Origin of the sequence: Buchnera aphidicola (Periphyllus acericola) (assembly GCF_964019855.1) — a bacterium.
Classification (GTDB): domain Bacteria; phylum Pseudomonadota; class Gammaproteobacteria; order Enterobacterales; family Enterobacteriaceae; genus Buchnera_J; species Buchnera_J aphidicola_BC.
The window spans coordinates 290860-306325 of the sequence record NZ_OZ026466.1 but is presented as its reverse complement, the minus strand read 5'-3'; the positions used below and the strand labels follow the sequence as shown (position 1 = coordinate 306325).

Annotated in this window: 11 protein-coding genes and 4 tRNA genes; 13 read left to right on the top strand and 2 right to left on the bottom strand. The window is 23.3% G+C overall.

From position 1 onward, the window contains the following. Positions 1-35: 35 nt before the first annotated feature. Both AACK90_RS01545 and AACK90_RS01540 read right to left on the bottom strand, forming a co-directional pair. Positions 36-1235 carry an argininosuccinate synthase gene (locus tag AACK90_RS01545; protein ID WP_339043012.1) on the bottom strand — a complete coding sequence of 400 codons (1200 nt, stop codon included), beginning with the start codon at positions 1233-1235 and terminating at the stop codon, positions 36-38. Between the two features lie 107 nt (positions 1236-1342). Next, positions 1343-2212 carry a methylenetetrahydrofolate reductase gene (locus tag AACK90_RS01540; protein ID WP_339043010.1) on the bottom strand — a complete coding sequence of 290 codons (870 nt, stop codon included), beginning with the start codon at positions 2210-2212 and terminating at the stop codon, positions 1343-1345. A gap of 315 nt (positions 2213-2527) precedes the next feature. On the opposite strand from AACK90_RS01540, the gene AACK90_RS01535 reads away from it, so the two are divergent. The 13 genes from AACK90_RS01535 (at position 2528) to AACK90_RS01475 (ending at position 15070) form a co-directional block, all read left to right on the top strand. Next, a tRNA-Thr gene (locus AACK90_RS01535) sits at positions 2528-2600 on the top strand. A gap of 53 nt (positions 2601-2653) precedes the next feature. Next, a tRNA-Tyr gene (locus AACK90_RS01530) sits at positions 2654-2735 on the top strand. A gap of 14 nt (positions 2736-2749) precedes the next feature. After that, a tRNA-Gly gene (locus AACK90_RS01525) sits at positions 2750-2821 on the top strand. 47 nt (positions 2822-2868) lie between these two features. Then, positions 2869-2942: transfer RNA gene (locus AACK90_RS01520), tRNA-Thr, on the top strand. A gap of 75 nt (positions 2943-3017) precedes the next feature. Further along, a complete protein-coding gene (gene secE, locus AACK90_RS01515; RefSeq protein WP_339043008.1) occupies positions 3018-3401 on the top strand; it encodes a preprotein translocase subunit SecE in 384 nt (127 codons plus the stop codon). 45 nt (positions 3402-3446) lie between these two features. After that, positions 3447-3962 carry a transcription termination/antitermination protein NusG gene (gene nusG / locus AACK90_RS01510; protein WP_339043676.1) on the top strand — a complete coding sequence of 172 codons (516 nt, stop codon included), beginning with the start codon at positions 3447-3449 and terminating at the stop codon, positions 3960-3962. 17 nt (positions 3963-3979) lie between these two features. Then, positions 3980-4411, top strand: a complete 432-nt coding sequence (gene rplK, locus AACK90_RS01505; RefSeq protein ID WP_339043006.1) for a 50S ribosomal protein L11 — start codon at positions 3980-3982, stop codon at positions 4409-4411. A gap of 4 nt (positions 4412-4415) precedes the next feature. Beyond that, positions 4416-5099, top strand: a complete 684-nt coding sequence (gene rplA / locus AACK90_RS01500) for a 50S ribosomal protein L1 (protein WP_339043004.1) — start codon at positions 4416-4418, stop codon at positions 5097-5099. 234 nt (positions 5100-5333) lie between these two features. Next, positions 5334-5834: a 50S ribosomal protein L10 gene (gene rplJ, locus AACK90_RS01495; RefSeq protein ID WP_339043002.1), complete on the top strand. Its 501-nt coding sequence runs from the start codon at positions 5334-5336 to the stop codon at positions 5832-5834. 27 nt (positions 5835-5861) lie between these two features. Beyond that, positions 5862-6230 (top strand): 50S ribosomal protein L7/L12, encoded by a 369-nt coding sequence (gene rplL, locus AACK90_RS01490; protein WP_339043000.1) that lies wholly within the window; start codon positions 5862-5864, stop codon positions 6228-6230. A 147-nt stretch (positions 6231-6377) separates the two neighbouring features. After that, on the top strand, positions 6378-10400 hold the full coding sequence (rpoB, locus tag AACK90_RS01485) for a DNA-directed RNA polymerase subunit beta (RefSeq protein WP_339042998.1): 4023 nt from the start codon (positions 6378-6380) through the stop codon (positions 10398-10400). A gap of 68 nt (positions 10401-10468) precedes the next feature. Then, positions 10469-14701 carry a DNA-directed RNA polymerase subunit beta' gene (rpoC, locus tag AACK90_RS01480; protein ID WP_339042997.1) on the top strand — a complete coding sequence of 1411 codons (4233 nt, stop codon included), beginning with the start codon at positions 10469-10471 and terminating at the stop codon, positions 14699-14701. Between the two features lie 96 nt (positions 14702-14797). After that, positions 14798-15070 (top strand): HU family DNA-binding protein, encoded by a 273-nt coding sequence (locus tag AACK90_RS01475; RefSeq protein ID WP_339042995.1) that lies wholly within the window; start codon positions 14798-14800, stop codon positions 15068-15070. The last annotated feature ends 396 nt before the right edge of the window (positions 15071-15466 follow it).

Here is a 15466-nt window from a genome sequence, read left to right as displayed (position 1 = left end):
AATAAAAAATTAAAATTTTTAATTTTAAAAAATAATTATTTTTTTTGTATTGCTCTAATTTTAGAAGAAAGAGAAAATAAATTTATAAAACCATTAGCATCAGACTGATTATAAACAGAATCTGATCCAAAAGTAGAATAAGATTTTAAATATAAAGAATAAGAAGATCTTTTCTTAACAGCACTTACTACACCTTTATATAATTTTAAAACAACTTCTCCAGTAATATTATTAGATAAAACATCTGAAGCTGATTGAATTGATTCTCGAATTGGAGAAAACCATTTTCCCTCATATATAATATGAGACATTTCTAATGATAATTTTTCTCTCCATTTCATAGATTCTCTATCCAATACTAATTGTTCAATAGATCGAATCGCTTCATTCATAATCGTTCCTCCTGGAGTTTCGTAACAACCTCTAGATTTTAATCCAATAATTCTATTTTCAACTACATCTACTCTACCTATTCCGTGAATAGATCCAATTTTATTTAATTTTATTAAACAACGTAAAGGACTATATTTTTTATTATTAATAGAAATAACACAACCTTTTTTAATTTTAATTGTAATATATTCTGGAATATTTGGAGCATTTTCAACGCTGTTAGTCCATACCCAACAATCTTCTTGAGACTCATTCCATAAATCTTCTAATAATCCACCTTCAGTAGAAATATGCCAAACATTTTCATCACGACTATAAATTTTCTTTAAACTCGCAGTAGTATGAATATTTCTTTTCTTTAAATAATTTAAAAGATCTTCTCTAGATTTTAATTTCCATTGTCTCCATGGCGCAATAACTTTTAAATCCGGAGCTAACATCGAATAATTAATTTCAAACCTAATTTGATCATTTCCCTTTCCAGTTGCTCCATGCGCTAATGCTGACGCATTAATTTTATTTGCTAACTCTACTTGAGCTTTTGCTATTATCGGTCTAGCAATAGCTGTTCCTAAAAAATATTTTCCTTCATATAATGCACCAGTTCTTAATAAAGGATAAATATAATCTTTAACAAAAATTTTTTTTAAATCAAGTACTTTACATCCAATAGAACCAGATTCTATTGCTTTTTTTTTAATTCCTTGTAAATCTTTTTTAGATTGCCCAAGATCTATTACTAATGAAAAAATATCTAAATCATAATTCTCTTTAATCCATGGAATAATTGCTGAAGTATCCAATCCTCCAGAATATGCTAATACAACTATATTTTTTTTCAAAATATAAAAACCTCATAATAAATTAAAATTTTAATTTTTTAATGCTTTAATATTAAATCATTATATCAGAAATTTTAAATAATAATTAATCTGAAAAAATATCTTTATTACAAATTTATATTTTTACAAATAGAATAAGAAAAATCTAATTTATTTAAAGTATAAATATGAAAATCATGAATTCCTTCTTTATATAAAGATTCAATCATATTTACAGCAAGATCTAATCCAATTGATTTATTTTGATGAATAGAATTATAATTATATTTTATATATAAATTTTTTAACCAATTAGGAATATAAATATTTGATAATAAACAAAATTTATATACTTGATTAAAATCATAAATTGGTAAAATTCCAGGAATAATTTTCTTTTTAATTCCAATACCAAAACATTTATCTCTAAAACGTAAAAAATTTTCAATATCAAAAAAAAACTGAGTAATAGCTTGATTTGCACCATAATCAAATTTTTTTTTTAAATGTAATAAATCAAATTGTGCACTTTTTGCTTCTGGATGTACTTCTGGATATGCAGCAACTGATATAAAAAAATTTGAAATTTTTTTTAATAAAATGATTAAATCTATTGCATACATTTTATATATAGTATTTTTCTTAAAATTATCACCTCTTAAAGCAATAATATGATTAATTTTTTCAGTACAATACATTTTTGCATTTTTTTTTAATGAATGACGAGTATTATTAATACATGTCATATGAGGAACTAACTCTACATCAACAATTTTTCTTATTATTTTAATAAAATTATATGTATTATTTCTATTTCCATTATTTGCTCCATGTGTAATAGAAATAAAAGTTGGATTTAACTTATTTATTTTTTTAATAAAAGAAAAAAATTTTTTTTCAAATAATAATTTAGAAGGTGGAAATAACTCAAAAGAAAAATTTATTTTTTTTTTATTTTTCTTTGTAATTTTTTTTTTTACTCGATTTATCAAATTCATAAATATTTTTTTATCACCAATAATATTTTTATAAAAAAATTAAATTTACATAAAAGAATTTTATTAATTTATTTAAAAATAAATAATATTTAAAAATAATAAAATAAATTTAACAATAAAATTATTAAAAAATATTTTATATAACTAAAATATTTATGTATATCTATAACATTATTTTATGTATGAAAAAATTATTTTTTCATAAAAAAAATTTTAAGTATTTGATTTTTTTTTAAAAAAAACGTAAAATATATAAATAACATAAAAATAATATTGTAAATTTTAACTAATAAATCTATAATATCTTTTTAAACTGCCGGCTTAGCTCAGACGGTAGAGCAACTGACTTGTAATCAGTAGGTCACCAGTTCGATTCCGGTAGCCGGCATACATTTAAAAAAAAAAAAAAAAAAAGAAGTAAAAAAAATTTAAAAAATAAAAGGTGGGATTCCCGAGCGGCCAAAGGGAGCAGACTGTAAATCTGACGTCATAGACTTCGAAGGTTCGAATCCTTCTCCCACCATATATTTTAAAAATGCGAGCATGGTATAAAGGATATTACCTCAACCTTCCAAGTTGAAGATGTGGGTTCAATTCCCACTGTTCGCTCAATCCTTAAAATTTTTATAAAAAAAATTAAAAAAAACTTTTAAAAAGCTGATATGGCTTAGTTGGTTAAAGCACACCCTTGGTAAGGGTGAGATCCCCAGTTCAAATCTGGGTATCAGCATTTAATTTTAATTTTTTTTAATAAATTATTTTTATTTAAATTATCCAATATAAAAATCTTATTTTAGGATTTCTAATGAAATCTAAAATTTTTAAAAAAATAGAATTAATTTTAAAACAAAATAAATGTCTTTTAATAAACATATGTATTATTTTTTTAATTTTTTTTATTAAACAATGCAATTTCTTATCTATTAAAATTAAATATTTAATTATCATAACATTTCTATGTTCACTAATAATTATAATTCTTATAATAAATAAATATTTAAACTATATAAAAAATATTTACAAAGAAATCCAATTAGAAATAAAAAATATTTCTTGGCCAACAAAAAAAGATACTTTAAATACAACATTTATAATTATTCTAACAAGTTTACTTATCTCATTTATTTTATGGGGTTTAGATACAATAATTTTTTACTTTATTTCATTTATTACTTCTTTAAAATATTAGGAAAATTATGAAAATTCAAAATCAAAAAAAAAAAAATGGTATGCAATACAAATTTATTCAGGATTCGAAGATAAGGTAGTAAAATCTATAAAAGAACATATTAAAAAAAAAAAATTAAACAAAACTTTTGAAAAAATTTTAGTTCCTTCAGAAGAAGTTATAGAAATAAAAAAAGGAAAAAGAAAAAAAAGTGATCATAAATTTTTTCCTGGATATGTTTTAATAAAAATGATAATGAATGAATACAATTGGCATCTTATAAAAAGTGTACCAAAAGTAATAGGTTTTATAGGAGGTACTCCAGAAAACCCTTTTCCAATTAAAAAACAAGAAATTAAATTAATACAAAAAAAACTTTTAAAAATTGGAAATAAACCAAGACCTAAAACTATGTTCGAACCAGGAGAAAGTGTAAGAGTAAAAAACGGACCATTTTCAGATTTTAATGGAATAGTAGAAGAAATAGATTATGATAAAAATAGATTAAAAGTTTCAGTATCTATCTTTGGGAGATCTACTCCAGTAGAACTAGATTTTATCCATGTAGAAAAAAATTTATAAAAAATAATGGTGAAATAATGTCTAAAAAAATTACAGCTTATATAAAACTTCAAGTTGCTGCTGGACAAGCTAATCCGAGCCCACCAGTTGGTCCAGCTTTAGGTCAAAAAGGATTAAATATTATGGATTTTTGTAAAAAATTTAATTCTGAAACTAAAAATTTAGAAAAAGGAATACCAACACCAGTAGTTATAACAGTTTTTTCTGATAAAACATTTTCATTTATTATAAAAACTCCTCCTGCATCTGTCTTATTAAAAAAATATGCAGGAATAAAATCAGGATCTAAAAAACCAAAAACTGAATTTGTTGGATCTATTACTATTTCTCAAATTAAAGAAATATCAAAAATAAAACAAAAAGATATGACTGGATCAAATTTAGATAAAATAAATAAATCTATTATAGGAACAGCAAAATCTATTGGTTTAAAAATAAAAAAATCTTAAAAATATGAAAAATAAAAATTTGAAAATAAATAAAAAAAAAAAAAGTAATAAATTTAAAAAAACAAAAATAGATAATGCAATATCTATTCTTAAAAAACAATCAAAAAAAAAATTTATAGAAAGTATTGATGTAGTAATTATGTTAGGAATTGATCCAAAAAAAACAGACCAAAACATAAGAGGAGCAACAGTTTTACCACATGGAAATGGAAAAATGGTAAAAGTCGCAGTCTTTGCAGATGGAAAAAAAGCAGAAGAAGCAAAAAATGCTGGAGCAGAATTTATTGGAATGGATGATTTATCAAATAGAATAAAAAAAAATGAAATAAAATTTGATGTAACTGTTGCAACTCCTGAATCAATGAAAATAGTAAGTTTATTAGGAGCTATTTTAGGACCAAAAGGATTAATGCCAAATCATAAAATTGGAACAATTACATCGAATATTTATGATACTATAAAAAAAATAAAAAATGGACAAATAAGATATAAAAACGATAAAAATGGAATTATTCATACATCTATAGGAAAAATAAATTTTTCTTCAATTCAAATTAAAGAAAATTTAGCAAGCCTGATAAAAGATTTAAACAAACAAAAACCAAATAAAATTAAAGGAATATATTTAAAAAAAATATTTTTAACAACAACTATGGGTCCATCAATCGAAATTAAAAAATCTATTTAAAAATAAAAAATTATTTTTTTAAAAAAAAATGTCCTAGTTTCTTAATTAATTTCTTTATATTTTAGTTAGAAATTAGGTTTTTTATTATTATCTTATAAAAAAAATATTTAAATTTCATATAAAATAATAAAAAATTCTTATTTTCATTTTAAAAAAATCTTTATATTTATTTAAATAAATAATACTTATAAAAATAATTATAAAGGATTTTTTAAAAAAAATCTAGGAGTAAAAATGTCAAAAAATATACAAAAAAAAAAAAAAATTATTAAACAAATAAAAAAAATATCAAAAAATGCATTATCAGCAGTAGTAGCTAATTCTAAAAAAATTAACTCAAATAAAATTAATATACTAAGAAAAAATGCAAGAAAAAATAACGTTCAAATTAAAGTAATTAAAAATACTTTATTAAAAAAAGCAATTCATAAAACACAATTTGAATGTCTTATAAAAACACTAAAAAAATTTACTTTAATTGCATATTCTATTAAACATCCAGGAAGCGCAGCAAAATTACTATATTTATTTTCTAAAGAAAATAAAAATTTTAAAATAAAAGGAGCAGCTTATGAAGGAAAATTTATAAAATCAAAAAAAATAAAAAAACTAGCATTCTTACCTACATATAAAGAAGCAATACAAAGATTTATGTTTATGATAAAAGAACTTTCAATCGGAAAATTAATTAGAACTTTAATTTCTCTTCAAAATAAAAAACAAAGAAAATTATAATAGATTTATTCAAAAATGGAAAAAAAAATGTCTATTAGTAAAAATGAAATAATAAATACAGTTTCAAAAATGTCAGTAACAGAAATTATGGAATTAATAAAATCTATGGAAAAAAAATTTGAAATTTCTTCACAACCTATAATAAATAATAACACTCAACAAGAAACAAAAAAAATTAAAGAAAAATCAGAATTTGATATATATATCAAATCAATAGGAAAAAATAAAGTTTCTGTAATACGCGCTGTCAGAAGTTTAACTAATTTAGGATTAAAAGAAGCAAAAGATTTAGTTGAATCTGCACCTACAGTATTAAAAGAAAAAATTAATAAAGAAGAAGCAGAATCCTTAAAAAAAACATTAGAAACTGCTGGAGCAGAAGTTGAAATTAAATAAAAAATAAATTTTAATTTTAAAAAATATTATAAAAAAGCTGGTGAAAAAAATCACCAGCTATTTATAATTTTTTTTAAAAAGAATAAAAATTTTAAAAAATATTTTAAAAAAACAACTAATAAAAATTTTATAAAATAGAGAAATAAAATGATTTATTCTTATACAGAAAAAAAAAGAATTAGAAAAGATTTTGGAAAAATACCAGAAATTTTAAATATTCCTTACTTATTATCTATTCAAATTGATTCATTTAAAAAATTTCTTAATCAAAAAAAAAATTATTCTAATGGAATAGAATCAGCTTTAAAATCAGTTTTTCCAATTAAAAGTTACAACGAACACGCAGAAATTCAATATGTTAAATATAGACTCGGTAAAAAAAGTTTTAATGTAATGGAATGTCATATTAAAGGTGCAACATATGCAATACCTTTAAAAGTTACATTACGACTTATAATATATGAAAAAGATTCAAATAAAAAAAAAATAAAAAATATTAAAGAACAAGAAGTTTATATGGGTGAAATACCTTTAATGACAAAAAATGGAACTTTTGTTATTAACGGAACAGAACGTGTTGTAGTATCTCAATTACATAGAAGCCCTGGAGTTTTTTTTGATAGTGATAAAGGAAAAACACATTCTTCAGGAAAAGTATTGTATAACGCAAGAATTATTCCATATAGAGGATCATGGTTAGATTTTGAATTTGATCAAAAAGACCATTTATTTGTAAGAATAGATAGAAGAAGAAAATTTCCAGTAACAATTTTATTACAAGCTCTTGGTTATGAATCTCAAGAAATTTTAAATATTTTTTTTAAAAAAAATATATTTATACTAAAAAAAAATAAAATAATAATGAAACTTATTCCAGAAAGATTAAGAGGAGAAATAATACCATTTAAAATTTTAAAAAAAAATGTACTCTACTTAAATAAAAATGAAAGAATTACAGCAAAACATATAAAAAAACTAGAAAAAGACAAAATTTTTTCTATCACGGTTCCATTAAAATATCTTGTTGGAAAAATATCATCTAAAAATTATTTTGATGAAAATAATTCATTAATTATAGCAGCAAATTCAAAATTTACTAAAGAAATAATTAAAAAACTACAAAAATCTAAAATTAATTTTATTGAAACAATATTCACAAATGATTTAGATCATGGATCTTATATTTCAGAAACTTTAAAAAATGATAATACTACAGATAAAATAAGTGCTTTAATAGAAATATATAGAATGATGCGACCTGGTGAACCTCCTACAAGAGAATCTTCTGAAAATTTATTTAAATCATTATTTTTTTCAGAAGAAAGATATGATTTATCATCTGTAGGAAGAATGAAATTTAATAGATCTCTTTTAAGAAAAAAAATTATAGGGCAAAATATACTTAATCAAAAAGATATTATTGATGTCATAAAAAAACTTATTAATATTAGAAATGGAAAAGGAAAAGTAGATGATATCGATCATTTAGGAAATAGACGTGTAAGATCTGTAGGAGAAATGACAGAAAATCAATTTCGAGTAGGTTTAATTAGAGTTGAAAGAGCGGTAAAAGAAAGGTTATCAATTGGAGATATAGATACATTAATGCCACAAGACATGATTAATGCAAAACCAATTTCTGCTGCTATTAAAGAATTTTTTGGATCAAGTCAATTGTCACAATTTATGGATCAAAATAATCCACTTGCTGAAATAACTCATAAAAGAAGAATTTCTGCTTTAGGAGTTGGAGGATTAACAAGAGAAAGAGCAGGATTTGAAGTAAGAGATGTTCATCCAACACATTATGGAAGAGTATGTCCTATAGAAACACCTGAAGGACCAAACATAGGATTAATAAACTCATTATCAGTATATGCTAAAACAAATAAATATGGATTTTTAGAAACACCTTATAGAAAAGTAAAAAAAGGTTATGTAACAAAAAAAATAAAATATCTATCAGCAATTGAAGAAGGAAATTTTATCATTGCTCAATCAAATACTAAATTAAGAAATGATAAAAAAATTATAAATAAATTAGTTACATGTAGATATAAAAATGAATTTGGTTTTTTTAATAAAAAAAAAATACAATATATGGATGTTTCAAATCAACAAATAGTATCTGTCGGAGCTTCTTTAATTCCTTTTTTGGAACATGATGACGCAAATAGAGCGCTAATGGGAGCAAATATGCAAAGACAGGCTGTTCCACTAATAAAATCAGAAAAACCATTAGTAGGAACAGGAATGGAAAGAAAAGTTGCAATAGATTCTGGAGTTACAGTAATCTCTAAAAGAAGCGGAAAAGTACAATATATTGATTCATCAAAAATTGTAATTAAAGTTAATAAAAATGAAATAAAAAAAAATAAAAATGGAATCGATATTTATAATTTAATAAAATATCATAGATCAAATCAAAATACATGTATTAATCAAATACCATGTGTATCTCTTAATGATTCTATTAAAAGAGGAGATGTAATAAGTGATGGACCATCAACAGACCTTGGAGAATTAGCTTTAGGACAAAATATGAGAGTAGCATTTATGCCATGGAATGGTTATAACTTTGAAGACTCTATATTAATTTCAGAAAAGGTTGTACAAGAAAACCGATTCACTAGTATTCATATTCAAGAATTATCTTGTATTTCTAGAGATACAAAATTAGGATCAGAAGAAATTACTTCTGATATACCAAATATAGGAGAATCAGCATTATCTAAATTAGATGAATCCGGAATAGTACATATTGGAGCAGAAGTACAGGGAGGAGATATATTAGTAGGAAAAGTAACTCCTAAAGGTGAAACACAACTCACACCAGAAGAAAAATTATTAAGAGCAATTTTTGGAGAAAAAGCATCTGATGTAAAAGATTCTTCATTAAGAGTACCAAATGGAATATTTGGAACTGTAATCGATGTACAAATATTTACTCGAGATGGAATTAAAAAAGATAAAAGAACACTTGAAATTGAAGAAATGCAAATTGCACAAATCAAAAAGAATTTATTTGAAAAAAAAAAAATATTTGAAAAAGATTTATTTAGACAAACAAAAAATATTTTAATAAAATCAGGAATATCATATGAAAAACTTATAAAAAAAAATCCAGAAAAATGGTTTTTTTATAAATTAAAAAAAAAAAAATATAAAATTAAATTAGAAAAATTAAAAAAAGAATATAATTATTTAAAAAAAACTTTTAAAAAAAAATTAACAGAAAAAAAGAAAAAAATAATACAAGGAGATGATTTATCACCAGGAATATTAAAAATAGTAAAAGTTCACTTAGCAGTTAAAAGATATTTACAAACAGGAGATAAAATGGCTGGTAGACATGGAAATAAAGGAGTAATATCAAAAATAAATCCAGTAGAAGATATGCCATATGATAAATATGGAATACCAATTGATATAGTTTTAAATCCATTAGGAGTTCCTTCAAGAATGAACATCGGTCAAATACTAGAAACTCATTTAGGGATGGCTGCCAAAGGAATAGGAGATAAAATAAAAAAAATTTTAAAAAAACAAAAAAAAATTTCAAACTTACGTTATTTTTTAAAAAAAGTATTTAAAATTGGAAAAAATAATAGACAAAAAATAAATATAGAAAATTTCTCTGATAATGAAATAATATCTTTAGCTAAAAATTATAAAAATGGACTTCCAGTTTCAACTCCTGTTTTTGATGGAGCAAAAGAAGAAGAAATTAAAAATCTTTTAAAATTAGGAGGATTTCCAAAATCCGGACAAATTCATCTTTTTGATGGTAGAACAGGAGAAAAATTTGAAAGACCAGTAACAGTAGGATACATGTATATATTGAAATTAAATCATTTAGTAGATGATAAAATGCATGCAAGATCAACTGGTTCTTATAGTTTAGTGACACAACAACCATTAGGTGGAAAAGCTCAATTTGGTGGACAAAGATTTGGAGAAATGGAAGTATGGGCATTAGAAGCATATGGAGCATCATACACACTACAAGAAATGTTAACTGTAAAATCAGATGATGTAAATGGAAGAACATCAATGTATAAAAACATTGTAGATGGAAATCATAAAATGGAGCCTGGTATTCCTGAATCGTTTAATGTATTGCTGAAAGAAATCAGATCTTTAGGTCTCAATATTGAATTAAATGATTAAAAAATAAAATTTTTAAAAAAAAATAATTTTATATATGAAATAAAACTTAAAAAATAGGAAAAAATTTTTTGAAAGAGCTATTTAAATTTATAAAAAAGAAACATCAATCTGAAAATTTTAACGCAATAAAAATTTCTCTTTCTTCACCAGATACAGTAAGATCTTGGTCATACGGAGAAGTAAAAAAACCAGAAACAATTAATTATAGAACATTTAAACCTGAAAGAGATGGATTATTTTGTGCTAGAATTTTTGGACCTGTAAAAGATTATGAATGTTTATGTGGAAAATATAAAAGATTAAAACATAGAGGAGTTATTTGTGAAAAATGTGGAGTTGAAGTAACTCAAAGTAAAGTTAGAAGAGAAAGAATGGGACATATAGAATTAGCTTCTCCAATAGCACATATATGGTTTTTAAAATCTCTTCCATCAAGAATTGGTTTATTACTTGATATGCCATTAAGAGATATTGAAAGAGTATTATATTTTGAATCATATGTAGTAATTAAAAATGGAACTACAACATTAAAAAAAGGAGATATTCTTACAGAAGAACAAAATAGTGAAGCAATAGAAGAATTCGGAGATGATTTCGAAGCAAAAATGGGAGCAGAAGCAATACAAAAAATTTTAAAAGAAATGAATCTTAAAAAAGAATATAAAATACTCAGAAAAGAATTAATTAATACACAATCTGAAACAAAAAAAAAAAAAACTACTAAAAGAATAAAATTAATAGAATCTTTTATACAATCAAACAATAAACCTGAATGGATGATTCTAACTGTTTTACCTATTCTACCGCCTGACTTAAGACCATTAGTTCCTTTAGATGGTGGAAGATTTGCAACATCAGATTTAAATGATTTATATAGAAGAGTTATTAATAGAAATAATCGTTTAAAAAGATTGCTAGAACTATCAGCTCCAGAAATAATAATAAGAAATGAAAAACGCATGCTTCAAGAATCTATAGATGCTTTATTAGATAATGGAAGAAGAGGAAAAGCTATTATAGGTTCAAATAAAAGACCTTTAAAATCTCTTGCAGATATGATAAAAGGAAAACAAGGAAGATTTCGTCAAAATTTATTAGGAAAAAGAGTAGATTATTCAGGTCGTTCAGTAATAACAGTTGGTCCATATCTTAAATTAAATCAATGCGGTTTACCTAAAAAAATGGCTCTCGAATTATTTAAACCATTTGTATATGGAAAATTAGAAGAAAAAAATTTTGCAACAACAATTAAATCAGCAAAAAAAATGGTTGAACGAGAAGAATCAACAGTATGGGACGTTTTAGATGAAGTAATTAAAAATCATCCTGTTTTATTAAATAGAGCTCCAACCTTACATAGATTAGGAATCCAAGCTTTTACTCCAATATTAATAGAAGGAAAAGCTATACAATTACATCCATTAGTATGCGCAGCATATAATGCAGATTTTGATGGAGATCAAATGGCGGTTCATATACCATTAACTATAGAAGCGCAAAATGAAGCAAAAAATTTAATGATGTCAACGAATAATATTTTATCTCCAGCAAATGGAGAACCTATTATTGTTCCTTCTCAAGATGTAGTTCTCGGATTATATTATATGACTCGAGATAAAATAAATGGAAAAGGAGAAAATATGCTTCTTTCCGGTCCAAAAGAAGCAGAAAAAATATACCAACTAGGATTAGCAGAACTTCATTCTATAGTTAATATACGTATTACGGAATATGAAAAAAAAAATAAAAAAATTATAATAAAAAATAAAAAAATAATAAAAACAACTATTGGAAGAGCTATATTATGGACAATCGTTCCAAAAGGATTACCATTTTCGATAGTAAATCGAACTCTAAAAAAAAATACTGTTTCAAAAATGATTAATACATGTTATAGAATTTTAGGAACAAAAAAAACAGTAATTTTTGCTGATCAAATAATGTACACTGGATTTTCATATGCTGCACGTTCAGGAGCATCCGTTGGAATTGATGATATGAAAATTCCAACACAAAAAACAAATATAATTAATGAAGCGAAAATTGAAGTTTCTGAAATACAAGAACAATTTCAATCAGGATTAGTAACATCAGGTGAAAGATATAATAAAGTTATAGATATTTGGTCAACAGCTAATGAAAAAATTTCTAAATCTATGATGAAAAATTTATCTATAGAAAAAGTAAAAGATAAAGATGGAAAAATAGTTAATCAAATTTCATTTAATAGTATTTTTATTATGGCAGATTCAGGTGCTAGAGGATCAGCAGCTCAAATTCGTCAACTAGCTGGAATGAGAGGATTAATGGCAAAACCAGATGGATCTATTATAGAAACACCTATAACAGCAAATTTTAGAGAAGGTTTAAGTGTGCTACAATATTTTATTTCTACTCATGGAGCTAGAAAAGGACTAGCAGATACTGCTTTAAAAACAGCAAATTCTGGATATTTAACAAGAAGATTAGTAGATGTAGCTCAAGATTTAGTTGTTACAGAAAAAAATTGTAAAACAAAATATGGAATAGAAATGACTGCTCTAATTGAAGGAGGAATAGTTAAAGAACCTCTTAGAGAAAGAGTACTTGGAAGAATTACATTAAATAATATTTTTAAAAACAATTCTAAAAAAATATTAATTAAAAAAAATACTTTATTAAATGAAAAATATTGTGATTTATTAGAATTAAATTCTATTGATATTATAAAAGTAAGATCCATTGTCTATTGTGAAACAAATTTCGGAGTTTGTTCATATTGTTATGGAAGAGATTTAGCAAGAGGTAAACTAGTTAAAAAAGGAGAAGCTGTAGGAGTAATTGCTGCTCAATCTATAGGAGAACCAGGTACACAATTAACTATGAGAACATTTCATATTGGAGGAGCAGCATCAAGAGCAGTAACAGAATCAAATATTCAAATTAGAAATAATGGAATATTAAAATTAAATAATTCAAAATCTGTAATTAATTCATCTGGAAAAACTATTATTACTGCTCGTAATGTTGAATTAAAAATTCTTGATTTATTAGGTCGAACTCAAGAAAGTTATAAAATTCCATATGGAGCAATTTTAAAAAAAAAAAATGGAGATAAAGTATATTCAAAAGAAATTATAGCTATATGGGATCCTCATACAATTCCAGTTATTACTGAAGTAAATGGATTTATAAAATTTATAGATATGATAGAAGGACAAAGCATAATTAAACAAACAGATGAATTTACAGGATTATCATCTATAATTATTTTAGATATATCTAAAAGAAATTCTAGTGGAAAAGATTTAAGACCATCCTTAAAAATAATTAATTTAGATGGAACCGACGTTTTTATACCTGGTACAAAAATGCCTGCTCAATATTTCTTACCAGGAAAAACAATTATACAATTAAAAAACGGTGATCTAATAAAATCTGGAGACACTTTAGCTAGAGTTCCTCAAGAATCAGTAAGTACAAAAGATATTACAGGAGGACTTCCAAGAGTAGCCGATTTATTTGAAGCAAGAAAACCAAAAGAATTAGCAATTTTAGCAGAAAAAAGTGGAATTATATCATTCGGAAAAGAAACAAAAGGCAAAAGAAGATTGATAATTACTCCATTAAATCAAAAAAATACATATGAAGAAATGATTCCAAAATGGAGACAATTAAATGTTTTTGAAGGCGAACGTGTAGAAAAAGGAGATATAATTTCAGATGGACCAGAATCACCTCATGATATATTAAGATTAAGAGGTATTCAATCTGTTACAAGATATATAATAAATGAAGTGCAAGAAGTTTATCGATTACAAGGAGTAAAAATTAACGATAAACATATTGAAGCAATTATTAGACAAATGTTAAGAAAAGCAACAATTATTGATCATGGAGAATCAGAGTTTTTAAATGGAGAACAAATAGAATATTCTAGAATTAGAATATCTAATATAAAATTAAATAAAAAAAATAAAAAATCTATATCTTATAATAGAAATTTACTTGGTATTACTAAAGCATCTTTAGCAACTGAATCATTTATTTCTGCTGCATCTTTTCAAGAAACAACACGAGTATTAACAGAATCTGCAGTAGCCGGAAAAATAGATGATTTACGTGGACTAAAAGAAAATGTTATAGTTGGTCGACTAATTCCTGCAGGAACAGGATATAAATATCATAAAGAACAAATATTCAATAAAAAAATAAATAAATTTAAAAAGAATAAAACAAAAAAAAATATAAAAAACAAAAAATTTAGTGTAGAAGAAGCTTCAGCAAACTTAACCGAACTTTTAAATTCTCATAACTTATAAAAAATATATTTATAACTAAAAAATATTTTTAACAAAATTTATAAAAATTAAAATTTTTTTAACAATAATTAATTCTATTAAGGATATAAAAAAAATATGAATAAATCACAATTAATTGATATTATTTCAAAAAAATCTTTTATTTCTAAAATTAAAGCTAAAGATATATTAGATACTATCTTATCTGAAATTACAAAATCTTTAAAAAAAGAAGAACATGTACAATTAGTTGGATTTGGGACATTTAAAATAAATAAAAGATCTGCAAGGACTGGAAGAAACCCTAAAACAGGAAAAGAAATACAGATTTTAGCTACAAAAGTTCCTGCTTTTGTTTCTGGAAAAACATTAAAAGCAGCAGTAAAATAAAATTATATAAAAAGTAGGGAGGAGGAATAAACCCTACTTATTAAAAGAAAAAATATGTTCTAAATAAATTATTTAAATTTTAAATTTAAAAAAAATATTAAAAAATAATATCTTATATTATTTTTATTATATTAAAATAAGATAAAAAATAATTAAAATTATTAAGATAAAAAAAATTATTTTAATTTAATATAAATATTATTAAAAATATAAGAATTTTATAAAAAAAATAAAAACAAAAAAAATAAAAAAAATAAAAAAAATAATTAATTAGTTTATTAATTAATTAAAAATTTTAATAAAATAATTTTAATAAACATTTTAATTTTTTAGTATTTTTTTTTAAAAATATTATAACTTTCATAAAAAATTGTAAATAAAAATTTTTTTAATAAA

Bases quoted from the DNA above. Each gene is read 5' to 3' on its own strand.
- AACK90_RS01540 (WP_339043010.1), bottom strand. From the start codon at position 2,212: ATGAATTTGATAAATCGAGTAAAAAAAAAAATTACAAAGAAAAATAAA.
- secE (WP_339043008.1), top strand. From the start codon at position 3,018: ATGAAATCTAAAATTTTTAAAAAAATAGAATTAATTTTAAAACAAAAT.
- rplK (WP_339043006.1), top strand. From the start codon at position 3,980: ATGTCTAAAAAAATTACAGCTTATATAAAACTTCAAGTTGCTGCTGGA.
- rplA (WP_339043004.1), top strand. From the start codon at position 4,416: ATGAAAAATAAAAATTTGAAAATAAATAAAAAAAAAAAAAGTAATAAA.
- rplJ (WP_339043002.1), top strand. From the start codon at position 5,334: ATGTCAAAAAATATACAAAAAAAAAAAAAAATTATTAAACAAATAAAA.
- rplL (WP_339043000.1), top strand. From the start codon at position 5,862: ATGTCTATTAGTAAAAATGAAATAATAAATACAGTTTCAAAAATGTCA.
- rpoB (WP_339042998.1), top strand. From the start codon at position 6,378: ATGATTTATTCTTATACAGAAAAAAAAAGAATTAGAAAAGATTTTGGA.
- AACK90_RS01475 (WP_339042995.1), top strand. From the start codon at position 14,798: ATGAATAAATCACAATTAATTGATATTATTTCAAAAAAATCTTTTATT.